General features: G+C 70.7%; 20 protein-coding genes. 10 read left to right on the top strand and 10 right to left on the bottom strand.

Annotated elements, in window-relative coordinates; all coding sequences use genetic code 11:
• Nucleotides 1-23 precede the first annotated feature (23 nt).
• The 4 genes from ACZ6CV_RS05750 to ACZ6CV_RS05735 form a co-directional block, all read right to left on the bottom strand.
• Entirely contained in the window at nt 24-974 is a 951-nt protein-coding gene (locus ACZ6CV_RS05750) for a 1-aminocyclopropane-1-carboxylate deaminase/D-cysteine desulfhydrase (RefSeq protein WP_469249759.1), read from the bottom strand.
• A gap of 74 nt (nt 975-1,048) precedes the next feature.
• Entirely contained in the window at nt 1,049-1,639 is a 591-nt protein-coding gene (locus ACZ6CV_RS05745) for an N-acetylmuramoyl-L-alanine amidase (RefSeq protein ID WP_469249758.1), read from the bottom strand.
• Nucleotides 1,640-1,778: 139 nt separating this feature from the next.
• The gene (locus ACZ6CV_RS05740; protein WP_469249757.1) at nt 1,779-2,015 is read right to left on the bottom strand and encodes a hypothetical protein; all 237 of its coding nucleotides are present in this window, start codon (nt 2,013-2,015) and stop codon (nt 1,779-1,781) included.
• Between the two features lie 166 nt (nt 2,016-2,181).
• Nucleotides 2,182-4,788, bottom strand: coding sequence for a bifunctional lysylphosphatidylglycerol flippase/synthetase MprF (locus tag ACZ6CV_RS05735; protein WP_469249756.1), 2,607 nt, complete (start codon nt 4,786-4,788; stop codon nt 2,182-2,184).
• Nucleotides 4,789-4,971: 183 nt separating this feature from the next.
• On the opposite strand from ACZ6CV_RS05735, the gene ACZ6CV_RS05730 reads away from it, so the two are divergent.
• From ACZ6CV_RS05730 to ACZ6CV_RS05700, 7 genes are all read left to right on the top strand, one after another.
• A complete protein-coding gene (locus ACZ6CV_RS05730; RefSeq protein ID WP_362364630.1) occupies nt 4,972-6,378 on the top strand; it encodes a family 2B encapsulin nanocompartment shell protein in 1,407 nt (468 codons plus the stop codon).
• Nucleotides 6,379-6,480: 102 nt separating this feature from the next.
• Complete coding sequence (locus ACZ6CV_RS05725; protein ID WP_469249755.1) at nt 6,481-7,617, top strand: family 2 encapsulin nanocompartment cargo protein polyprenyl transferase; 1,137 nt, start codon at nt 6,481-6,483, stop codon at nt 7,615-7,617.
• A 349-nt stretch (nt 7,618-7,966) separates the two neighbouring features.
• A complete protein-coding gene (locus ACZ6CV_RS05720; RefSeq protein ID WP_469249754.1) occupies nt 7,967-8,608 on the top strand; it encodes a GNAT family N-acetyltransferase in 642 nt (213 codons plus the stop codon).
• A gap of 551 nt (nt 8,609-9,159) precedes the next feature.
• A complete protein-coding gene (locus ACZ6CV_RS05715) occupies nt 9,160-9,933 on the top strand; it encodes a hypothetical protein (protein ID WP_469249753.1) in 774 nt (257 codons plus the stop codon).
• A gap of 113 nt (nt 9,934-10,046) precedes the next feature.
• A complete protein-coding gene (locus ACZ6CV_RS05710) occupies nt 10,047-10,676 on the top strand; it encodes an HAD-IA family hydrolase (protein WP_469249752.1) in 630 nt (209 codons plus the stop codon).
• A 284-nt stretch (nt 10,677-10,960) separates the two neighbouring features.
• Nucleotides 10,961-11,899, top strand: coding sequence for an oxidoreductase (locus ACZ6CV_RS05705; protein ID WP_469249751.1), 939 nt, complete (start codon nt 10,961-10,963; stop codon nt 11,897-11,899).
• Between the two features lie 113 nt (nt 11,900-12,012).
• Entirely contained in the window at nt 12,013-12,957 is a 945-nt protein-coding gene (locus tag ACZ6CV_RS05700) for a sigma-70 family RNA polymerase sigma factor (protein WP_469249750.1), read from the top strand.
• Between the two features lie 72 nt (nt 12,958-13,029).
• Here ACZ6CV_RS05700 and ACZ6CV_RS05695 read toward each other — a convergent pair whose 3' ends face one another.
• Nucleotides 13,030-15,216, bottom strand: a complete 2,187-nt coding sequence (locus ACZ6CV_RS05695) for a GTP-binding protein (protein WP_469249749.1) — start codon at nt 15,214-15,216, stop codon at nt 13,030-13,032.
• Nucleotides 15,217-15,510: 294 nt separating this feature from the next.
• Entirely contained in the window at nt 15,511-15,906 is a 396-nt protein-coding gene (gene sodN / locus ACZ6CV_RS05690; RefSeq protein ID WP_078075133.1) for a superoxide dismutase, Ni, read from the bottom strand.
• 144 nt (nt 15,907-16,050) lie between these two features.
• Here sodN and sodX point away from each other — a divergent pair, with 144 nt between their 5' ends.
• The gene (gene sodX, locus ACZ6CV_RS05685; RefSeq protein WP_469250283.1) at nt 16,051-16,485 is read left to right on the top strand and encodes a nickel-type superoxide dismutase maturation protease; all 435 of its coding nucleotides are present in this window, start codon (nt 16,051-16,053) and stop codon (nt 16,483-16,485) included.
• On the opposite strand, the gene ACZ6CV_RS05680 is transcribed toward sodX, so the two are convergent.
• Nucleotides 16,368-17,018: a CGNR zinc finger domain-containing protein gene (locus ACZ6CV_RS05680; RefSeq protein WP_469249748.1), complete on the bottom strand. Its 651-nt coding sequence runs from the start codon at nt 17,016-17,018 to the stop codon at nt 16,368-16,370. The two genes, sodX and ACZ6CV_RS05680, sit on opposite strands and share 118 nt — an antisense overlap.
• Nucleotides 17,019-17,110: 92 nt before the next feature.
• Between ACZ6CV_RS05680 and ACZ6CV_RS05675 the strand changes: the two genes are divergently transcribed.
• Nucleotides 17,111-17,914 carry a methyltransferase gene (locus tag ACZ6CV_RS05675; protein ID WP_469249747.1) on the top strand — a complete coding sequence of 268 codons (804 nt, stop codon included), beginning with the start codon at nt 17,111-17,113 and terminating at the stop codon, nt 17,912-17,914.
• A 115-nt stretch (nt 17,915-18,029) separates the two neighbouring features.
• Here ACZ6CV_RS05675 and ACZ6CV_RS05670 read toward each other — a convergent pair whose 3' ends face one another.
• From ACZ6CV_RS05670 to ACZ6CV_RS05660, 3 genes are read right to left on the bottom strand one after another with little or no spacing between them, the layout of a single operon-like run.
• Entirely contained in the window at nt 18,030-18,791 is a 762-nt protein-coding gene (locus ACZ6CV_RS05670) for an amino acid ABC transporter ATP-binding protein (protein WP_469249746.1), read from the bottom strand.
• Nucleotides 18,788-19,729, bottom strand: coding sequence for an amino acid ABC transporter permease (locus ACZ6CV_RS05665; RefSeq protein ID WP_469249745.1), 942 nt, complete (start codon nt 19,727-19,729; stop codon nt 18,788-18,790). The genes ACZ6CV_RS05670 and ACZ6CV_RS05665 overlap by 4 nt, the downstream gene beginning before the upstream one ends.
• 41 nt (nt 19,730-19,770) lie before the next feature.
• Nucleotides 19,771-20,727 (bottom strand): ABC transporter substrate-binding protein, encoded by a 957-nt coding sequence (locus ACZ6CV_RS05660; protein ID WP_362364663.1) that lies wholly within the window; start codon nt 20,725-20,727, stop codon nt 19,771-19,773.
• A 669-nt stretch (nt 20,728-21,396) separates the two neighbouring features.
• Between ACZ6CV_RS05660 and ACZ6CV_RS05655 the strand changes: the two genes are divergently transcribed.
• Nucleotides 21,397-22,620, top strand: a complete 1,224-nt coding sequence (locus ACZ6CV_RS05655) for an NAD(P)-dependent malic enzyme (RefSeq protein WP_362364666.1) — start codon at nt 21,397-21,399, stop codon at nt 22,618-22,620.
• The last annotated feature ends 158 nt before the right edge of the window (nt 22,621-22,778 follow it).

Here is a 22,778-nt window from a genome sequence, read left to right as displayed (position 1 = left end):
CGGTAGGCCGAGGACCGAGCCGGTTACGTGCGGCCCGGGTCGGTGGTTTCCGCGGGGTCCTCGCGCGTGCCGGTGATGACAGCGGTGAGGCGGGTGCCGGGGCGGAAGGCGCCCTCTTCGGCGAGGGCCGTCAGGGCGTACAGGAGCTTGGCGACGTAGAGGCGTTCTACGGAGAGGCTGTTTACGCGGCCGTGCCGGTCCTCGAAGTCCTCGGCGAAGGCGATGAGTTCGGGCGGGGTACGGGCATAGCCGCCGCAGTGGAAGCGCTCGTCCAGGCGCCAGTTGGCGGTGGGCTCACCGAACGCGCGGCGCTGCAGGGCCGCCGTGTCGGCGCCCAGGAAGCCGCCCTTGAGGACCGGTATGCCGAGCGCCTGCCGGTCGGGGCCGAGACCGGCGGCCAGCCCCGCGAGGGTGCCGCCGGTGCCGCACGCCACGGCCGCCACGTCGGTGTGCTCGCGCAACTCCTCGCCGAGGGCCGTACAGCCCCGTACGGCAAGGGCGTTGCTGCCGCCTTCGGGGATCACGTACGCGGCCCCGGCGTCCGCCGCGCGCAGGAGCGCCGCGAGGGTCTCCGGATCGCTCTTGCGCCGGTACGTGGCCCGGTCGACGAAGCGCAGTCGCATCCCGTCGGCCACGCAGCGCGTCAGGGACGGGTTCAGGGGGCGGTCGGCGAGTTCGTCGCCGCGAACGACGCCGATCGTGGCGAATCCGAGGAGGCGGCCCGCGGCGGCGGTGGCGCGCAGGTGGTTGGAGTAGGCGCCGCCGAAGGTGACGAGGGTGTCGTGGCCGGCGTCGGCCGCCGCCCGCAGGTTCAGGACCAGCTTGCGGTACTTGTTGCCCGGCAGGTCGGGGTGGATCAGATCGTCCCGCTTGAGCAGCAGACGTACGCCGCGGCGGGCGAAGCGGTCGTCCGCGATGGGCTGCAGCGGGGACGGCAGCCGGGGGCGCAGGCCGACGGGCGGGGTGGGGCACACCCCGCCATTGTCTCCCGGGGCGCGCCGCCCGGCAGCGGAGCCCTGCGCCGGCGGCTTTCCGGCGCCTCCCGGGCCTACTTGAGGCGCTCCCCGATGCGGTCGCGCATCGAGTCCATCGTGAACCCGCGCGGGTCGATCTTGCCCGGCTGCCACTCCAGGTGGCCGATCACCGAGCGCTCGGTCCAGCCGTGGACGCGGCAGACCGCGGCCGAGACCCTCTCGATGGCGTCCAGCTGCTCGTCCGGCCACGGATCCTCGCCGTCGCCGAGGTTCTCGCACTCGAAGCCGTAGAAGTGGCGGTTGCCGTCGGTGTTGGCCTCGTTGTCCGGTGGCAGCCGCTTCTCGGCGACGACCGCGCGGAGCACGTCGTCGTCGCCGAGGCCCGCGTGGTTGGCGCGGCCGTAGCCGACCAGGTGGACCCGGCCGTCCTTGGTGATGACGCCGTGGCAGAGCGGCCCCGGGAGGGCCTCGGAGCCGTCGCGGCAGAGCTCCACCGTCTCTTCGCTGCCCGACGTCACGGTGTGGTGGATCATCACGCCGTTCACGGGGCCCCAGGGGCCTTTGTGGTTGCGGTTGTGATGCTCCCAGTCGCCGACCTCGACGACGGTCACGCCTTCGTCCCGCAGGGCGTTCAGGAACGTGCTCGCGGACATGGGTGGGGACATGACCGACTCCTCTGCAAGGCGCGACGGTCGCCGGTCGCGGACCGCCTCGTACGCCCTGCTTGTACCGGAACTCCGGTGCCGCCACCAGCTGTTCGGCAGCTATCCGAGGCCTGTTCGGGCACCGTGCGAGCCGATCCGGTCAGGTGCCGTGCAGGAAACCGTCGCCGTTCGCCGCGACGTGGGCCTCCACGGCCTGCAGCGCCTGCTGGGTGGCCTGGGCGGATCCGGTGCCCCGGCGCTCCGCGTAGTAGGCGGCGCCGAGCTTCTTCAGGAGGGCGTCGCCGGCCCGCTTCTCCTGCACCTCGTCGATCTTCTGCTTGCCCTGGGTGAGGCCCCGCTGGGCCTGCTCTTTGGCGCGATCCAGGAAGCCTGCCATTGCTCTCTCCTGCCGTTGGTGCCGAGGGTGCGGGCGGTACGGATACCCCCGCATGGGATGGAACGGTTGTACAGATCCGGGAGTTCCCGGGCATCTCGCGGCGCTCCGTCCGGCGGCCGTGAAACATGTCCGGCCGCCGTGAAGTGGGCACGCTGCCCACGCTGCCCTAGGTGGTGAGTCTGCGCATCAGGCGCACCCCCTGGGCGGGCTTCATGTGCGGCAGGTAGGCCTTGCCGATCGCCCGGGTGATGCTGGGCAGGGCCGCCGGGTCCGGGTAGCACATGTACATGGGTCGGTACTGGGGCTGGAACTTGGCCTTGAAATTCAGCAGCGAACGGAATCCGTAGACCGGTTCCAGGGTGCGGCCCGCGTAGTCCAGCAGGCGCTGCAGCGCGGCGGGCGGTTCGGCGGTGTCGGAGCGGGCGAGCGGCGCTCCGGAGAGGCTGAGGAACTGCGCGCCCTCCTCCTTGAAGCCGAGCGCGGCGGACGCGATCAGGAACTCCATCGAGCCGCGGAACCCGTCGGAGCGGCGCCGCATGAAGTCCAGGGTCCACCCCACCGGCGCGACGGGCGCCCCGTCCTCGGCCGCGCCGGAGTCCCCGTAGACGGGCATCCAGCTCGTGATGCCGTGCACCGTGCGGTCTCCGTCGACCGCCAAGAGACACCGCACGTGCGGGTCGTCCAGTTCGTCGAGGCCGCCGAGCGTGAATCCCATCTCCGGGAGGCCCTTGTCCGCGACCCACTCCTCGGAGATCGAGCGGATCTGGTCCGTGAGCGCGACGGGCGCCTGCGGGAAGGTGTGCCACTCCGCGGTGATGCCCTCCTTCTTGGCCTTGTTCAGGGCCGTGCGGACGTCCTGCCACTTCTTGCCGGTGAAGGCCAGCTCCGGCAGCGGTACGACGGTGTCCTCGGCCACCTGTACGGAGCTCCAGCCCAGGGCGTCCGTACGGGCCTTGGCGTCGGCGGTCACGCTGTAGAAGCAGGGGGTCCAGCCGCGTCGGTCGCAGTAGGCGGCGAATCCGTCGATCGCCTCCCCGCGCGCGGACGGCTCCCCGAAGGGGTCACCCGTGGTGAGCGCGACGGTGGAGTGCACGCGGTAGGCGACCGCGGCCCGGCCGTCCGTCGAGAACCAGTAGTGGTTGCCGGGCCACGTCGTCAGATACGAGAGCGTGGAGCCGCCGTGCGCGGCGAGCAGCGCACGCGCGCGGGCGGCCGCGTCGGCGTCGGCGCGCATCAGGGGCCGCCGAAACGCCACGAAGAGGGCGACCAGGCTGACCACCCAGAACAGCATCCCGCAGTACTCGTACAGGGACAGCGCGGTGCCGCCGACCGGGACAGGGGCCTGGCCACGGAAGAAGAAAGGTTCGTAACTGGGCGGCAGGAACTGGGTGGGGAGCCCCGCGACCAGCTTCCAGAACCTCGCGTCGGGCGTGAACTGGTCGCGCACTGCGTATCCGATGCCCACGTACGCGACGCAGGCCAGCAGCAGCGTGCCGCCGACGGTCCCCGCGAGCCACGTCACGGTGGTGCGCGACAGGCGCTGGTCGAAGAGACGGCGGGCGAGGAGCAGCAGCACCAGGACGAGCAGCGGCAGCAGCATCTGCTCGGCGACCGCCTGGATCATGGCCGCCTTCTGGTCCGACAGGTCGCTGCCCTCGAGGACGTACTGGTCCGGATGCGAGGCGATGTCACTCAGCAGGAAGGCCATGAGGCCCAGCCACACCAGCTGTGCCGCCACCGTGATCCGCCACGCAGGCCGCAGTCCGCGGCGCAGTCCGTCGGCGAGCACGAACAGCAGCAGCGGGATGGCGACGCCCATGAGCATCGCGGGAGAGCCGTAGAAGCGGTCCTGGGCGCGGATGCGGGCGCAGCCCGAGCTGTCCGCCCGGACACAGGCGTCCGCGACGTCCTGCGGGCTCGGTCCCCCCGACACGTACAGATCGAGGACGTTGAAGGGGCCGAAGGAGTCCTTGTAGAGCGTCGCGACGAGGGGACCGATGGCGGAGGCGGCCACCACGAGCGCCACCAGGACCCGGCCCTCGGAGTGCGAGGCGTGCGGCATCCGCAGACGGTGCGTGTGCCGGTGCGCGAGGGCGCCGAGCCCCAGGCCCACGACGACGCCGCCGAGCCGCAGGACGCCCTGGAGGTGACCGACGTACAGCGCCAGCATCAGCGGGAACACGATCAGGCTCAGCTGCAGCCTGCGCCGCCACAGGGCTGCAAGCCGGAAGCTGAGGAAGGCGCCCAGGGCGCAGGCGCCGATCCCGGGCGTCGCCGTCAACTGGCCCGAGAGGTCGCGCAGCCAGTCGTCGCCGCCCAGCGCGCTTAGCTTGACCACGCCGGTGCCGAGCAGCGATCCGAGCACTTGTCCGAGGAACAGGACGACGGCGGTGCGTGCGGACCCCATGCGCTGCTCGGCGGCGGAGCCGAGGAGCAGCAACAGCAGGGTGGAACCGATGTAGTTGCCGATGCCCGGACACCACAGGACCGAGGTGAGGGGCGTCCACCACCGGCCGTCGGCGAGGGCCGGCACCCCCATGCCGATGTCGTTCAAGAGCGTCGTGGAGGGGCCGGCGCCGAGGCTCCCGGTCAGGGCGCCCACGGCCCACAGCGCCACCACGACGAACACGGTCACCGGCGCCCGGCGGACCGGTTCGAACGCTCTGCCGACCGCGTGCAGCCAGCGCACCGGGCCGCGCTCGCCCGGCGGCGCGAGCGGAGCCGACGGCTCCGGCTCCCGCGCACCGGCGTCGGCGGCCTCGGGGGTGGTCATCTCCCGAGCCCACCAGGCTGCCCCACCCGGCACACCCCGGGTTGCGCCGAACGGGTGGAAACGCGCCTACTGCCCCGTCCGGAGGTGATCCATTCCCGCTCTTTTGTGTAATGGCGCGGCCACGCTCCGTGCTGGAAGAGTGGGGGAAGCAGATCACCGCTGGGATCCGGGAGGGCAAAGCCAATGTCGGTAGGCGAAGAAGTCCGTACAGAGTCGGAGAAGCCGCAGCAGAGCCTCGGCACATCCGCCGCGCGGAATCTGGCCACGACCACCAAATCCGCGCCACAAATGCAGGAGATCAGCTCCCGCTGGCTGCTGCGGATGCTCCCTTGGGTCCAGGTGCAGGGCGGTACGTACCGGGTGAACCGCAGGTTGAGCTACTCGGTGGGCGACGGCCGGGTGACCTTCGTGAAGACGGGCGACCGCGTGCAGGTCGTCCCGGCCGAGCTCGGCGAGCTCCCGGTGCTGCGGGACTTCGGCGACCACGAGGTGCTGGGGGAGCTGGCGCAGCGCTGCCAGCAGCGGGAGTTCGCCGCGGGAGAGGTGCTGACCTCCTTCGGCAGCCCGGCGGACGAGGTGTACCTGCTCGCGCACGGCCGCGTCGAGAAGATCGGCGCCGGTCCGTACGGCGACGACACGGTGCTCGAGACGCTCGCCGACGGCTCCTACTTCGGCGAACAGGCGCTCATCGACCCCGAGACCATCTGGGAGTACACCGCCCGCGCGGTGACCCCGTGCACGGTCCTCGCCCTGCCCCGACAGGACCTCGAACAGATCGCGGAGCGCAGCGACTCGCTGCGCGACCACCTCCAGCGGCTGCGGTCCATCCCGGCCCAGCGCACCAACAAGTTCGGCGAAGCACCCATCGACCTGTCGGCCGGCCATGTCGGCGAGGCCGTCCTGCCGGGCACCTTCGTGGACTACGAATCGTCCCCGCGTGAGTACGAACTGAGCGTGGCCCAGACCGTGCTGCGCATCCACACGCGCGTGGCCGACCTCTACAACCAGCCGATGAACCAGACCGAGCAGCAGTTGCGGCTGACCGTCGAGGCGCTCAAGGAGCGCCAGGAGCACGAACTGATCAACCACCGCGAGTTCGGTCTCCTCAACAACTGCGAGTACGACCAGCGGATCCAGCCCCACGACGGCGTCCCGGGCCCGGACGACATGGACGAACTGCTCAGCCGTCGGCGCGGATCCAAGCTCTTCCTCGCCCACCCGCGCGCCATCGCCGCGTTCGGTCGCGAGCTCAACAAGCGGGGACTCGTCCCCGAGACCATCGACATGGGAGGCAACAGGATCCCCACCTGGCGCGGGGTGCCGATCTTCCCGTGCAACAAGATCCCGGTCACCGAGGCCCGCACGACATCCATCATCTGCATGCGTACCGGGGAGGAGGAGCAGGGCGTCATCGGCCTGCGCCAGAGCGGCATCCCGGACGAGATCGAGCCCAGCCTGTCCGTGCGTTTCATGGGCATCAGCGAGCAGGCGATCATCTCGTACCTGGTCTCCACCTACTATTCCGCAGCGGTGCTCGTGCCCGACGCACTCGGCGTGCTGGAGAACGTCGAGATCGGCCGCTGGAGGTGAGCCGGCGCCCGTGTCTCGGGGCGCGGCACGGGGTACACCCCACCCGTACGCGCCCGCAGCCCGAGGAACCGCCACCGTCCGCATCCTTCACGGGGTGAGTCCATGACGGACACGACGACGGACACGGCAGGAACAGTGGACGCGACGGAGCAGGGCCCGCTGCCCGGGCCCGGCGAGCAGCACGAGGCCGTGGAGATCCTGGCGGCAGCGCGCCGGTACGTCGACCCCGAGCTGCGCAGGGCGATCGACTCGCTGCCCGGATCGTTGCGCCGGATCGCGCTCTACCACTTCGGATGGGAGCACGCGGACGGCACACCGGCCGCGGGGAACGCGGGCAAGGCCATCCGGCCGGCACTCGTGCTCACCGCGGTACGGGCGCTCGGCGGAGACCCGGCCATGGCCGTACGGGCCGCGGCCGCCGTGGAGTTGACCCACAACTTCACCCTCCTGCACGACGACGTGATGGACGGGGACACCACACGCAGGCACCGGCCCACCGTCTGGACCGTGTTCGGCGAGGCCGGCGCGATCCTGGCTGGCGACGCCCTGCAGGCTCTGGCCCAGCGGTTGCTCGCCGAGGACCCCCACCCGGGAGCCTCGGAGGCGGCCGCCCGCCTCACCGCCTGTGTCGTGGAGCTCTGCGCGGGACAGCTGGCGGACTGCGCGTTGGAGGACCGCAGCCCGGACGAGGTCACGTTGGAGGAGTGCCTCGCCATGGCGGAGGCCAAGACAGGGGCGCTCCTCGGCTGCGCCTGTGCGCTCGGGTCGGTGTATGCGGGGGCGGGACGGGAGGAGACCGAGGCACTGGACGGGTTCGGCCGGGAGGCCGGCCTCGCCTTCCAGCTCATCGACGACGTTATCGGGATCTGGGGCGATCCCGGCCACACCGGCAAGCCCGCGGGCGCCGACCTGGCGGCCCGCAAGAAGTCCCTGCCGGTCGTCGCGGCCCTGGCGTCGGGCACGCCGGCCGCGGCGGAACTCGCCGAATTGTACGGACGGCTGCCCGGCACGTCGCGGGGTGAGAGGGCCGGGAACGAGGGGGTAAGCGCCGACGCCCTGCAGGACGCGGCGCGGGTGGCCCGAGCCGTGGAGAACGCGGGCGGACGTGACTGGGCGCAGGTGCATGCGGCCGACCGGATGTCCCGGGCGGTGGACCAGCTCGCCAGGGCGGTCCCGGACCCGGAATCGGCGGGTGGCCTGCTCGCACTGGCCGAGTTCGTGACGCGGCGTACGCACTAGGGGGTGTTTGGGTGGGTTAGTGGGTGCGGGGAGTTCGACGGAAGGGTGGGGAGGGGCCGTACGCCCGGTGCCGGGAGGCGGGGGCGGGGAGTGGGAGGGCGAGGGAGTTGGAGGGGCTGGGCTGCGGACTGGAGGGGTGAGAGGGCCGGGTGAGGGATCTGGAGGGATGAGGGAACGGGGGAGATGACGGGGGCGAGCGGGGTGGGGCCGGTCGGAGGGACGGGGCCTGCCCGCTCGCGTTCGCGATCACTTACGCTGCAACCGACGTGCCGAGGCCAGGAGTTGTGTCTCCGGGGCTTGAAGGAAGGGGTGCGCGTCGTCGGAGGCGGTGAGCGGTAGGGGGCGGGCTGTGGGTGTGGCGATCCGGAGGGCCGGGGAGGGCGACCGCGAGGACGTGGTCCGGTTGCTCGATGTGGCGTTCATGGACGACCCCGTGAGCAGTTGGGTCTTTCCCGAGGAGGGGCGCCGGCGGCGGATGCACGGGGGGCTGATGCGGGCGTTCTTCGACATCGCGCTCAGTGAGGGGTTCGTCGACGTCACCGAGGACGGGGCGGCCGTGGCGATGTGGTGGTCCGTGCCTGCGGGGATGCCTGAGGCGGAGTCGCAGGGGGCGGGGGCCCATGGGGCCCATGAGGCGGGGGAGAGCGGGGAGGACGGGCCGGCGATGTTGCGTCAGATCGTCGATCCGGGCAACGAACGCGTGGAGCTCATCGGGCGGTTGACGGACGCGATCCACCCGACGGACCGGGCACACGAGTACCTGCACCTCATCGCCGTGCATCCGGACCGGCAGGGGGAGGGGCTCGGTACCGAACTCGTCGCCGGTGTGCTCGAACGGTGTGACCGTGAGGGCCGGCACGCGTACTTGGAGGCGAGCAATGCGCGCAGCCGCGATCTGTACGCGCGCCTCGGCTTCACCTTCATGGGGACCACGCTCGACCTTCCCGACGGCCCGCGCATGTGGCCCATGTGGCGTGAGCCGCGGGCCTGAGGGAACGGGGGCCGTTGGGCTGCCCAGGCCCCAGCCCCTAGGCCCCAGGCCCACCCCCACCCCCACCCCATGCCGGTGGAACCGGAATGTCCTGGAGTCACGGGCAGCGAAGGGCCGCAGCCCGGTCCGGCCCCGGATCGACCCCGACCCCGGCCTCCGGCCCGCGAGCCGAGCTGGTGTGCGCGGGCTGTGGTGGGTCTGCGGTATCGGGCCTCGCCAGGAGGGCGTCCCGTCCGGTCAGGAGGGGGGCGGGTAGCTTCCGTCTGGCTTGAGGGCGTCGTTCGTTCGGGGTGGTGTTCGAGCGCGGCGGTAGGGTCCCTCGGATCGGTGATGTGGCTGTCCGGGAGGGTTCGATGAGGGTGCGGTGGGGCGTGCTCGCCCTGGTGGGTGGGGTGTTGGCGGGGTGCGGAGTGGGGTCCGGTACGGATGCGGGCGAGGCGTCGCTGCCCGCGTATGCGCGGGAGCCCGGGGTGCCGCGCGTGCGGAGTGCGGAGGACTTACCTGAACTTCCGCTGGACCGATATCAGTTCAGCCGCAGGGACAGTGAACGTATGGAGCGGGCGCGGAATCTGTTGCAGCAGCGGTGCATGCGGGCCTTTGGGTTCGATGACTTCCCGCTCGAACCCGATACGTGGGTCAAGTTCCGGATGTCGGAGAGCTTGACGTCGTGGGCGTGGATGGAGTCCCCGTACGGCAGGCTCGATCTCGGCCAGGCCCGACGTTGGGGGTACGGCTTCGACCCTGAGCGTGCCAAGGCCCAGGTAGCGGAGTTGATGCCGAAGGGGCGGGAGGTGACCGAGCAGGAGGAGCCGGTGCTCAACGGGGTCGGGGCGGGGGAGGGCGGGCCCTCGATGGTGCACGGGCGGAAGGTGCCGGAGGGTGGCTGTTCCGCCGAGGCGGAGCGGCGTATCGGGGCGGGGGCCGGCGGTGCGAAGGATCCCTCGGGGTACGTCCTCCTGCGCAACGCGAAGATCGACAAGGTCGTGGCCGGAGACGAGCGGGTCCGCGAAGCGTTCGGTGACTGGTCGCGTTGTGTCGCGGACAAGGGCTTCAAGGGGTACGGAAGCCCGGCGCGGGCGGCGCGCGACAAGGCGTGGCGCGAGGGGCGCAAGGACGGCAATACGCGTCGTACGCAGCGGGAGTTGGAGACGGCCGTCGCCGACGTCGAGTGCAACCGGAAGCTGAACGTCGCCGGTGTGTGGTGGGCGGTCAGCAACGAAAAACAGCGGGAGGACGTGCGTCGCCACAAGTCCCGTTATGAGGCCGTGCGCAAGAAGCAGGACCGGTTGCGGGCCGAGGTGCGTGAGGTCCTCGGCGCGGCGTGAGGCCATGGATCAGACGGACGGGGCTCCGCAGATAGGGCGGCGAGTGTCACGTGGGTCGTGGGGTGGAGGAGGTAGGCGGCAGGCGTTCCGGGGGTGCGTGATAGACACGGGGGATGACGAGCCGCGGCCGGGCGTTCGACGCCGTACTGACTGACCTCGACGGCGTGATCCGCTTCTACGACATGGCGGAGCTGGAGGAGCGGGAGCGCGCGGCCGGTCTGTCGCCGGGCAGCACGACCGAGGTGGCCTTCCGGCCCGAGACGGACATGCCGTTGATGCGCGGCGAGATCACCAAGGAGCGGTGGATCGAGTCCATCGCGGAGGGGCTCGCCGACCGGGTGCCGCAGGCGTGCGGTCGGGAGCTGGGGACGACGTTGGCCGAGGCCAAGTTCCGGGCCGATGAGGTGGTGGTGGGCCTGCTTCGGCAGGTGCGCGCGGCCGGGTTGCCCGTCCTGCTCGTCACGAACGCGACGCCGTGGCTCGCCGACGATCTCGCTCTGCTCGGTCTGACCGGACCGCAGGGGCTCCTGGACGACGTGATCAGCAGCGCGGACCTGGGCATCGCCAAGCCGGACCGCCGGATATACGAGACGGCGGCGGAGCGGGCCGGGGTCGGGGCCGACCGCTGCCTCTTCGTGGACGACCGCCAGGAGAACGTCGACGCCGCGGTCGAGCTCGGGATGACCGGACTGCTCTACCGCGCGCCGGCGGACCTGCGCGAGGCGCTGGCCCCGCTGCTCTGACCGGGGTGGGCGCGGGCGACACGCTGTTCTGACGGCGGCGGTCTTCTCACGGCGCGAGGTCCCGCCCTGCCGACCGCCCACCGCCCGCTGCCCCCTGCCCACTGCCGACTTCCTAACCCCCGCCCCGCTCCGCCGAGTTCGCTCCCCCTGCGCCCGGCACTCCAGGAAGCGCGCATGCCGGGCGGGCCTCAATAACCCCCAGGGAACGAACAGGCACCCAGAGACCACACAGGCATCGAGAGAATCGATTGACACTGAGTGTCACATAAGGCAGCTTGTGTCACATGCGTACTCCGCGCGGCTGGACCGCCGAGCACATCCCTGACCAGAGCGAGCGAGTCGTCGTCGTCACCGGGGCCAACAGCGGCCTGGGGTTCGCGACCAGCCGGGCCTTGGCCCGCAAGGGCGCGCGCGTGATCCTCGCGGTGCGGGACGAGGCAAAGGGGCGGGTCGCGGTCGAGCGGCTCACCACCGAGATGCCGGGCGCCGCTCTCGAGGTGCGGCGGGTCGACCTCGCGGACCTGGACTCCGTCCGCGCCTTCTCCGAGCGGCTGCACGCGGACCACCCGCGCCTGGACGTGCTCGTCAACAACGCCGGTCTGATGGCACCGCCGAAGCGTCTGCTCAGCCCACAGGGCCACGAGGTGCAGTTCGCCGCCAACCACCTCGGTCACTTCGCCCTCACCGGGCTGCTGCTCGACCTCTTGGCGGCCGGGGACGACCCGCGCGTGGTGACCGTGAGTTCGCCCAACCACCGCCAGGGCGACCTCTTCTTCGACGACGTCAACGGCGAGCGTACGTACTCGCCCATGGGCCACTACAACCAGTCGAAACTGGCGAACGCCGTCTTCGGCTGGCAGCTGCACCAGAAGCTGACGGCGGCCGGGAGCCCGGTGCGCAGCCTGCTCGCCCACCCCGGCTACACCTCCACCAATCTGCAGACGAGCTCGCCCGCGGGCATGGTGAAGTTCCTGTTCGGGCGCCTGCTGCTGCCGCTCGCCCAGACCCCGGCCCAGGGTGCGCTGCCCACACTCTTCGCCGCGACCGACCCGAGCGTGACGGGAGGTCAGTTCATCGGCCCCGACGGCATCGCCGAGCTGCGCGGCGCGCCGAAGACGGTGGAGCTGGCGCCCCGGGCCACGGACGCGGAGAGCGGCCGCAGGCTGTGGGATCTGTCGGAGGAGCTGACCTCCGTGCGCTTCACGTTCCCGGCCACCGCCTGACCCCTGCAGGGCGCATCCAGGTCGAACCCCGCGAAGGATGCATCCGGGTCGAACGGCCGTCCGCGCAGTCATTACTGTTCAGTTCCGTTGGCCCATACGAAAGAAGGCGGCGGATGAACGCGAACGGATCGGCGCAAGTCGCCCTCGCGGCACGGTTCGAGGAGCACAGGCCGCGGCTGAACGCGGTCGCGTACCGCATGCTCGGTTCGCTGAGCGAGTCCGAGGACGCGGTGCAGGAGGCGTGGTTCCGGCTGAGCCGCACCGAGGCAGGGCCGGACGCGGGTGAGGTGCAGAACCTCGGAGGCTGGCTCACCACGGTCGTCGGCCGCATCTGCCTCGACCTGCTGCGCTCGCGGCAGTCCCGGCGCGAGGACTCCCTGGACGCGTCCCTGCAGACCTTCGGGGACACGCACATCCCCGACCCGGTCGTGACCCGCGTGGACGTGGTCGACCCCGAGCAGGAGGTGCTGCTCGCCGACTCGGTGGGCCTCGCGCTCCTCGTCGTACTGGAGACGCTGGCGCCCGCCGAGCGGCTCGCGTTCGTGCTGCACGACATGTTCGCCGTGCCCTTCGACGAGATCGCGCCGGTCGTGGAGCGCTCGGTGGCGACGACCCGGCAACTGGCCAGCCGGGCGCGGCGCCGCGTGCAGGGTTCCACGCCGGCCGCCGAGACCGACGTCGCCAAGCAGCGCGAGGTCGTCGAGGCGTGGATGGCCGCCACCCGCGCCGGCGACTTCGACGCGCTGCTCGAACTCCTCGACCCCGACGTCGTGTTGCGTGCCGACACCGGCGAGCTCGCCTCGGGCCTGTCGAAGGTGGTCCGGGGCATCTCGGCCGTGGCGGGTCAGGCGAAGATGTTCGCGCCGCACGCCGCGGAGAGCCAGTACATGGTGCTCATCAACGGCATGCCGGGTCTCATCGGGCTGCCCGGCGGCCAGGCGGTCTCGCTGGGGTCGTTCACGGTGGTCGACGGCAAGATCGTGGAGATCAACATTCTCGCGGACCGCGAGCGGCTGAAGCGGCTCGACCTTCCGGAGATCCCGATCCTCGATTCCTGACGCCGGGCGGGCGGGCGGGCGGCCGGGCTGGCGGGAGTGCGCCCGGCCGCCTCACGGACCCTCGCGGCCACCTCACGGCCCCTCCCGCCCGTCGCTCCAGTAACTCCCCTCCCGCCCGTCGCGTCCCTCACGGCCCTCCCGTCCCTCGCGCCCGCCGCCATGCGTCCGCCGCACCACTCGCAGCAGGTAGTCCTTGCGGTGGAGCGGATCGTGGTCCGTGCGGCGGCGCGCCGGGACCGTACCGCCCCGTACCGGCTCGTAGTGGTCGAAAGCGGTCTCCAACTCGCCCTCGCCGCGCGTCAGTGCGGGCAGCAGCTGCTCCAGGGCATGCACGTGCTGGGCGGGCACGTCTCCTTCCAGGCGGTACGAGGCGCCGTCGGTCGAGGGCGTGTGCGGGACGGCCCGCAGCCGGGCGAGGGCGGGCAGGACCACCCCGACCGTGTCGGCCGGCACGTCCAGCAGGAAGCGGTGCATCGGTTCGTGCACCGTCGTGCCCGCCGCGCGCAACGCGTCCATCAGGACGAGCGGTGTGAGGTTGCGGAAGTCGCCCGCGGTGCTCGACATGCTCTTGTCGAACGTGCCGTGGGCGTGGCTCTGCCGCGGCCAGTACCCGGCGTGCGTCATCGTCACCGCGCAGTCGGGGACGCGCCAGCCGTGGATGCCTTGCAGCAACGTCTCCCTGACGGTCTCCTCGACGGCACGGAAGAACGCGTACGGCATCGAGCCGAGCTCGACCCCGAGCCGGAACGTCACACCGGCGCCCACCGGCGCGGGCTCGACCCTGAGGCCGACCGTGGCGAGGAAGGGGTTCGGCTCCTTGTCGATGATCTCGAACGCCGCACCCGTGCCCACGACCCGCTCCACGCAGATCGTCGTGGTCTCGCGGAAGGAGACGTCGAGGCCGAAGTCGGCGGCGAGCGTCGCCTGGATGACCTCCTTCTGCACCTCGCCGTAGAGCGAGACGGACACCTCCCCGCGGATGTCGTCCTGCCGCAGGTCGATCAGCGGGTCCTGCTCGGCGAGTTGGGTGAGCGCGAGGTGCAGGGCGCCGCGGTCGGCGGGGCGCAGCGGGGTGACGACCGTCTCCAGGGTCGGCGGCGCGAAGAAGCGGCCGCCGGGGTCGACTCCCGCGCGCGGTACGCCGATCACGTCCCCGACGCGGACGTCGCCGAGCCCCCAGAGCCTGCCGATCTGCCCCGCACGGACCTCCGCGGCCCGCACGTCCTCACCCCGGTCGAAGACCCGGACGGCGGTCACCTTGCCGGCGCCGCCCTCCTGGCCAGCGCCCTTATCGGCGTCCGCACCGCCACCCCCACCGTCGCCGTACAGCACGCTGTCCCGCATGCCGACCGTGCCCGAGAACATGCGTACGTACGCGATCTTCTCCCCGGCCGCACCGCGCTCCACCTTGAAGACGCTCCCGGAGACCGGGCCCTCGGCGTCCCCGAGGGTTGCGGGTAGCAAGTCTCGGATGCCGTCGACGAGTTCGGGCACGCCGGAGCCGGTCGCCGCCGAGCCGAAGAAGACCGGGTGCACGAGGGTGTCGCGCGTCTGACGGGCCAGTTCGGTGCGCAGCCGCTCGTACGGGAGGGGTGCCGCGCCCTCCACGTACGCGGCGAGGAGCGCGTCGTCGTGACCGGCGAGCACCTCGGTCAGCCGGGCGGCGAAGGCGACGTCGACGTCGCCGTTCGCCGCCGTGCAGCGGGCGGCGCGCGTGCCGATGCCGTCGACCGTGCCCATCGCGACGATGTCCGGGGTCAGCCGCGCGGCGATGTGGTCGAGGACGCCCTCGTACCGGGCGCCTCTCCGGTCGGTCTTGTTGACGAAGATCAGGGTGGGGATGCGCAACCGACGCAGAGTCCGGAACAGGACGCGGGTCTGCGCCTGGACGCCCTCCACGGCGGAGACCACGAGCACCGCGCCGTCGAGCACGCTCAGGACCCGCTCCACCTCGGCGATGAAGTCCGGGTGGCCGGGGGTGTCGATGAGGTTGACCGTGACGTCCGGGGAGCCGGTGCCGCCCGAGGGGCCGGTGACATCCGTGGCGGGGATGACGAAGGAGACGACGGCGGATTTGATGGTGATGCCGCGTTGCCGCTCCAGGGCGAGCGAGTCGGTGCGGGTGTTGCCGTCGTCGACGCGGCCGATCTCGTCGATGACACCGGCGGTGTGCAGGAGCCGCTCGGTCAGGCTCGTCTTACCGGCGTCGATGTGGGCCAGAACGCCCAGGTTCAGGGTGTGCGGGGCAGATGAAGGCACGTACCGTCATGTCCTTTGCGGAAGTGGAAGTTCCTTTCGTGTGGGACATGCACGAACGCCGCATTTTCCGTCTCCTCCGCAGATTCCGCCGGACTCTCGCCGACGCGGACCAGTGCAGCAGCCGGGCGTCGGGCGCGGCAAATGATTTAGCGAGGGGCGCGACCGCAGCAAAAGACCGCACCCGGTCCGGCACGGACGCCTTCGCTCGATGTACGGCGAGGCGACGTGCGGACCGGGTGCGGTCACAAAGGCATGTGGCCCGCGCATCCGCGAGCCGGCGACCCAGCGTGCGGGTCAGGCCTTCTTGGTCTCCCAGAAGATCTTGTCGATCTGGGCGATGTAGTCCAGCGCCTTCTGGCCGGTGGCCGGGTCGGTCGAGCCCTTGGCGGCCGAGAGGGCCTTGAGAGCGTCGTTGACCAGCTGGTGCAGCTCCGGGTACTTCTCGAAGTGCGGCGGCTTGAAGTAGTCGCTCCAGAGAACCGAAACGTGGTGCTTCGCGAGCTCGGCGCGCTGCTCCTTGATGACCGTGGCGCGCGCCTGGAAGTGCGCGTCGTCGTTGCCGGCCATCTTCTCCTGCACGGCCTTGACCGACTCCGCCTCGATGCGGGCCTGGGCCGGGTCGTACACACCGCAGGGCAGGTCGCAGTGGGCGCTGACCTTCACCTTGGGGGCAAACAGGCGGGAAAGCATGGTGCTGTCCTCCTCGTGATCGTCTTCTCAGGTGGGACATTACTCCGTGAGAGGCGGGTTTTCGCGAGTGCCCCCATGGGCTTAGGACAAAAGTCCGGGTCCAGACTGGGACTGGTGGAGGATAGGACCGGGGAGGTGCCGGTGATGCCGGAACTGTCGCAGGAGAGCGAGCGCGCAAGGGCCCTTGTGCCGTGGGGCGCGGCGGAGGTGACGGGCCCTTCGATGGTGCCCACGCTCCAGCACGGGGACCGCTTGCTGGTGCGATGGGGCGCGCGCGTACGTCCGGGTGACGTGGTGATCCTGTGTCATCCGTTCCAGCAGGACCTGTTGGTCGTCAAGCGGGCCAAGGAGCGGCGCGAGGGCGGCTGGTGGGTGCTCGGTGACAACGCCTTCGCGGGCGGGGACAGCACGGACTACGGGGTCGTCCCCGAGGAACTCGTGGTCGGGAAGGTGCGGTTCCGCTACCGTCCGCCGGCGGCGGGGCGCCGCTCACCGCTGGCGCTGGCGCGCTGGGCGCTGGGCGCCGTACGGCCGGTGCCCGCCGAACGCTCCGTCTCCAGGCGCTTGCGGGCGCGGTAGGCGGCGACGTTGGCGCGGGTCGCGCAGCGGTCCGAGCAGTAGCGCCGGGAGCGGTTCGTCGACGTGTCGAGGTAGGCGTTGCGGCACGGCGCGGCCTCGCACAGGCCGAGCCGGTCCACGCCGTGCTCGGTGAGGTGGAAGGCGAGCCCCATCGCGGCGATCGCGGCGTACCCGGCCGTCGCGTTCGAGGGGTGGTCCGCCAGATGCATGTGCCACAGCGGGCGCCCGTCGTCGTCCCGGTGGTCGTGGCCCGAGATCTGCGGGCTGACCGGGAACTCCAGGAGCAGTGAGTTCAGCAGGTCGACCGCGAGCGTCTCGTCGCCGCCGTCCGCCGCCTCGAAGACCGCCCGGAGCCTGCCCCGCACGGACCGGAAGCGCGTCACGTCCGAGTCCGTGGCGCGGCGGGCCATCTGCGTGCTCGATCCGAACAGCTCCCTGATCGCCTCGACGGACGTCAGCGTGTCCTTGTTGCGGCCCGGCTCCTCGCTGTTGACCAGGCGTACGGCGTAGTCCGAGTAATAGGCCAGTTCCACTTGTAGTCCTTACGAGGGCGGGCTATGGTCCTTCTCGTCGGCCGGTAATGGCCGATTGCGGTACCAGGGTATTACGGAGTGGAGGGGTTCTGATGACGGATACGGGGACGGGTACGGGCACGGGGACCGGGGCCGGGACCGGCGCCACGCTCGGCACCGACTGGCGCGCCTGGCAGGACAGCTGGGACCGGCAGCAGCAGTGGTATCTGCCCGACCGCGAGGAACGCTTCCGCATCATGCTCGACATGGTCGAGGCCGTGGTGGGAACCGCGCCGCGCGTCCTGGACCTGGCGTGCGGTACGGGAAGTATTACGGACCGGCTGCTCCAGAGGTTCCCGGACGCCACCAGCGTCGGCGTCGACCTCGATCCCGCGCTGCTCACCATCGCCGAGGGCACCTTCGCCGGGGACGACCGGGTCACCTTCGTCACGGCCGACCTGAAGGACCCCGACTGGGCCGCCGCGCTGCCGCACGACAGCTACGACGCCGTGCTCACCGCCACCGCACTGCACTGGCTCTTCAGCGAGCCGTTGGCCACCCTCTACGGCCAGGTCGCCGGCCTCGTCCGGGACGGCGGCGTCTTCATGAACGCCGACCACATGCCCGATCCGGCGACCCCGCGCCTGAACGAGGCCGACCGCGCCCAGCGCCACGCCCGGATGGACCGCGCCAAGGCCGAGGGCGCCGTGGACTGGAAGGAGTGGTGGCAGCTCGCCGCCAAGGACCCGGTGCTTGCCGAGCCCACCGCCAGGCGGTTCGAGATCTACGGGGAGCACGCGGACGGCGACACGCCGTCGCCCGAGTGGCACGCGCGGACGCTGCGCGAGGCGGGCTTCGGCGAGGCGCGGACGGTGTGGGCGTCGCCCTCCGATGCGATGGTTCTCGGCCTCAAGTGACCTGCGCGCGAAGGGGCGGTACGGATGCGTGATCCGTACCGCCCCTTCGCGCGTTCCCGGGTGCGGGTCCGCCGTGGTTGCTCGCGCAGTTCCCCGCGCCCCTCACGGGGTGCTGCTACAGCACCTTCGACAGGAACGACTGCGTGCGCTCCTGCTGCGGGTTGGTCAGCACGTCGCGCGGGTGGCCGGACTCGACCACCACGCCGCCGTCCATGAAGACGAGGCTGTCGCCGACCTCGCGGGCGAAGCCCATCTCGTGCGTGACGACGACCATCGTCATGCCGGACTCCGCGAGGTCGCGCATCACGTCGAGCACGTCGCCGACCAGCTCGGGGTCGAGCGCCGACGTCGGCTCGTCGAACAGCATCAGCTTCGGGTCCATCGCGAGCGCGCGGGCGATCGCCACGCGCTGCTGCTGGCCGCCGGAGAGCTGCGAGGGGTAGTTGCCCGCCTTGTCGGCGAGGCCCACGCGCTCCAGGAGCTGGCCGGCGCGCTCCCGGGCCTGGGCCTTGGGGACGCCCCTGACCTGGACCGGCGCCTCCATGACGTTCTCCAGCGCCGTCATGTGCGGGAAGAGGTTGAAGCGCTGGAAGACCATGCCGATGTCCCGGCGCTTGAGGGCGACCTCGCTGTCCTTGAGCTCGTACAGCTTGTCCCCCTTCTGCCGGTAGCCCACCAGTTCGCCGTCGACGTACAGCCGGCCGGCGTTGACCTTCTCCAGGTGGTTGATGCAGCGCAGGAACGTCGACTTGCCGGAGCCGGACGGGCCGATGAGGCAGAACACCTCACCCGACTTCACTTCCAGGTCGATGCCCTTGAGGACCTCTACGTTGCCGAAGGACTTGTGGACGCCTTCGGCCTTCACCATGGCGGTCATGCGGTGCCTCCCCGCGGGCTGTTCAGGGACAGCATGTGGGCCTTGATCTTCTGGAACGGGGTGCCGGGCAGCGAGCGCGACGAACCGCGCGCGTAGTAACGCTCCAGGTAGAACTGACCGACGCTGAGGATCGACGTCATGATCAGGTACCAGCAGGCGGCGAGCAGCAGCGTCTCGACCGTCGCACCGGACGAGGTGCCGATGTCCTGGGCGTACTTGAGGAGCTCGTAGTACTGGACGGCGGCGACCAGCGACGTCGTCTTCAGCATGTTGATGAACTCGTTGCCGGTCGGCGGGACGACCACGCGCATCGCCTGCGGGAGGACCACGCGGCGCAGCGTCTTGTTGTGGCTCATGCCGAGGGCGTGCGCGGCCTCGGTCTGGCCCTCGTCGACCGAGAGCAGGCCGGCGCGGCAGATCTCCGCCATGTACGCGGCCTCGTTCAGGCCGAGTCCGAGCAGCGCCGTCAGGAACGGCGTCATGAAGTCCGACCACTCGTCCTTGTAGACCGGGCCGAGGTTGATGTAGTCGAAGACGAAGCCGAGGTTGAACCAGACGAAGAGCTGGACCAGGACCGGCGTACCGCGGAAGAACCAGATGTAGAACCAGGCGATCGACTGGGTCACCGGGTTCTTCGACAGCCGCATGATCGACAGCAGCACACCGCCGACCACGCCGATGAGCATCGAGAGGAAGGTGAGGATCAGCGTCTCGCGGACACCCTTGAGGATGCGCTCGTCGAAGAAGTTGTCGGGGATCGCGCCCCAGCTGATGTCACCCTGCGCGAAGGCGACGACGATCGCGGCGAGGACGCCGATCGCGAGGACAGCGGCTATGTACCGGCCGAAGTGCCGGACCGGGATGGCCTTGATGGCCTCCGCGGGGCGGGCCGTGGGGACGTCGTCCGCCGGGCCCTTCTTGGAGATGTCGGGGGTCACGTGCGTGGCCTTTCAGCGACGGGGAGGGAGGGGGAGGTGGATCACTTGCCGCCGTTGACCTTGGCTTCCTTGACCGCGCCGTCCTCGACGCCCCACTTCTTGATGATCTTTCCGTAATCGCCGTTCTTGATGATCGCGTCGAGCGCGGCCTTGAGGGCGTCCCGCAGCTCGGGGTTCTTCTTGGAGACCGCGATGCCGTACGGGGCGGCCTCGACCTGCTCGCCGACCAGCTCGAAGTCCTTGCCGCCGCCCGAGGTCTTCACCGCGTACGCGGCCACGGGGAAGTCGGACGAGCCCGCGTCGGCGGCGCCGGAGCGCAGCCGGGCCTGGGCCTGCTGGTCGTTGTCGTACTGCTCGATCGAGATCTTCTTGCCGCCCTTGCACTTCTTGGACTCGGCCTTGGCCAGGTCGTGCGAGACGGTGCCGCGCTGGACGACGATCTTCTTGCCGCAGAGGTCCGACCAGGTCTCGATCCCCTGGGTCTCACCCTTCTTGGTGTAGTTCGATACGCCCGCGGTGAAGTAGTCGATGAAGTCGACGCCGGTGCCGACCTTCTTGCCGGTCTCCTCGTCGACGCCCTCCTGGCGGTTCTTCGTGTCGGTCATGGCCGACATCGCGATGTCGTAGCGCTTGGAGCGCAGTCCGCCGAGGAGGGTGTCGAACGTGCCGTTGTCGAACTGGACCTTCACCCCGAGCTGCTTGCCCAGCGCCTCGCCCAGATCGGGGTCGATGCCCACGGTGTTGCCGGACTTGTCCTTGAATTCGACCGGCGGATAGGCGATGTCGGACCCGACCTTGAGGACGCCCTTGTCGCGGATGTCCTTCGGAAGCTTGTCGGCGAGCGGGGCGTTGCCGACCGAGTTGCTCCCCTTGTCGTTGGTCTGGTCGCCGCAGCCGGAAAGCAGCAGCGCGCCCGCGACCGCGATGGCGCCGACCGCCGTAATCCGTGACTTAGCGGACTTCGCTGCGGTCCTGCGACAAATGGAGCTGGCGGTCATGGTGGGTCCTCCGGCGGATGAGGGAGTTGCCGATGGGTCGGGCACACACCTTCGGGTGTCGCGACCTCGTGTGATGACGGCATCTTGCCATTCGGACCGTCCGATTCTGGGTGCCGGAGATGTCAAAATCGGATAACGGGCGAGCCTCGAATCACTTCATCCCGGTACGGCACGGGCGTATGGGGGTCGGAGCGAATCGCCGTCAATCGATGAATATCCGGTGAATCTCGCTATGCGGACCGCTGGCATGCACTATTCGGAGAATTCGGACATCGGGTGTTCGGGGCCGGTAGGGCATGCGTCCTTTCCGGGCGAGCGGCCCCATGTCGGAAAAGGCCGATTACGAGGACCTTGATCGCGGAATGCGGGCTACCGAAGATGGCACCCAGTGCCGTCGCGCAGGTCATCCGCGCGGACCAGTGCCACTCGTCCCGGCCTCGAGGGACGTCTGCGGAGCTGGCTGCAACCAATGTCACTCGCCCGTGCCCGCCGCCTTCGGGTACAAAGGTTGGCTACACCCCTCATCCGGGGCCCAGGGCGCGTGTGCGGCGCGCCCGCGTGTCCGTACCTCCCTCCGCCGACAGGCGGGGAACGGACGCGGTGCCCGCCCACTTCTCAACCGGGAGTGGACACCCTCAACTGATGAATAAGACTTAAGGGGTCAGACAAGTGGCAGCGGAGATCGTCAATCCTCGCAGCGACAGCAGTACGGATCACGAGGGCCCCGCGGGTGCGGCCGAGCCCTTCGATCCGGCTTTTGCGCTGCACCGCGGCGGCAAGATGGCCGTGCAGGCCACCGTGCCGGTCCGCGACAAGGACGACCTGTCCCTGGCTTACACGCCCGGCGTCGCGAAGGTGTGCAGCGCGATCGCCGAGCGGCCGGAGCTCGTCCACGACTACACGTGGAAATCCAATGTCGTCGCCGTGGTGACCGACGGGACCGCCGTGCTCGGTCTCGGCGACATCGGCGCCGAGGCCTCCCTCCCGGTGATGGAGGGCAAGGCCATCCTGTTCAAGCAGTTCGGCGGCGTGGACGCGGTGCCGATCGCGCTCGCGACGACGGACGCCGACGAGATCGTCGAGACCGTCGTGCGCCTCGCGCCGTCGTTCGGCGGCGTCAACCTGGAGGACATCTCGGCACCCCGGTGCTTCGAGATCGAGCGCAAGCTGCAGGAGCGCCTCGACATCCCGGTCTTCCACGACGACCAGCACGGCACCGCCGTCGTCACGCTGGCCGCGCTGCGGAACGCGGCGAAGCTGACCGGGCGCACGCTCGGCGAGCTGCGCGCCGTCATCTCCGGCGCGGGCGCGGCCGGGGTCGCCATCGCCAAGTTCCTCCTCGAAGCGGGACTCGGCGACGTGGCGGTCGCCGACCGCAAGGGCGTCGTGAGCCGCGACCGGGACGACCTCACCCCGGTCAAGCGCGAGCTCGCCGAGCTGACGAACAAGGCCGGCATCAGCGGTTCGCTGGAGGCGGCCCTCGAAGGCGCCGACGTCTTCATCGGCGTCTCGGGCGGCACCGTCCCCGAGCCCGCGGTGGCCTCCATGGCGCCGAACTCCTTCGTGTTCGCCATGGCCAACCCGAACCCCGAGGTCCACCCCGACGTCGCGCACAAGTACGCGGCCGTGGTGGCGACCGGGCGCTCGGACTACCCGAACCAGATCAACAACGTGCTCGCCTTCCCCGGCATCTTCGCCGGTGCGCTCCAGGTGCGTGCCTCGCGCATCACCGAGGGCATGAAGATCGCCGCGGCCGACGCCCTCGCGAACGTCGTCGGCGACGAGCTCTCCGCGGACTACGTGATCCCCTCGCCGTTCGACGAGCGGGTCGCCCCGGCCGTCACGGCGGCGGTCGCCGCCGCCGCCCGCGCCGAGGGCGTGGCCCGGAGCTGACTCCGGGTACGGGCATCCACCGCGCCCCCTGCCGTGCACCTCGTGCGGCCGGGGGCGCGGTGCGTTTGGCGGCCGTGGGTGAGCGGGGCCCGTGGGTGGGCGGTGGCCGTGGGTGAGCGGCGCCTGTGGGTGAGCGGCGCCGGTGGGTGAGCGGCGGC

The sequence above is a fragment of the Streptomyces sp. NPDC041713 genome (assembly GCF_055591085.1).
This window is presented reverse-complemented; position numbering and strand designations above follow the sequence as displayed.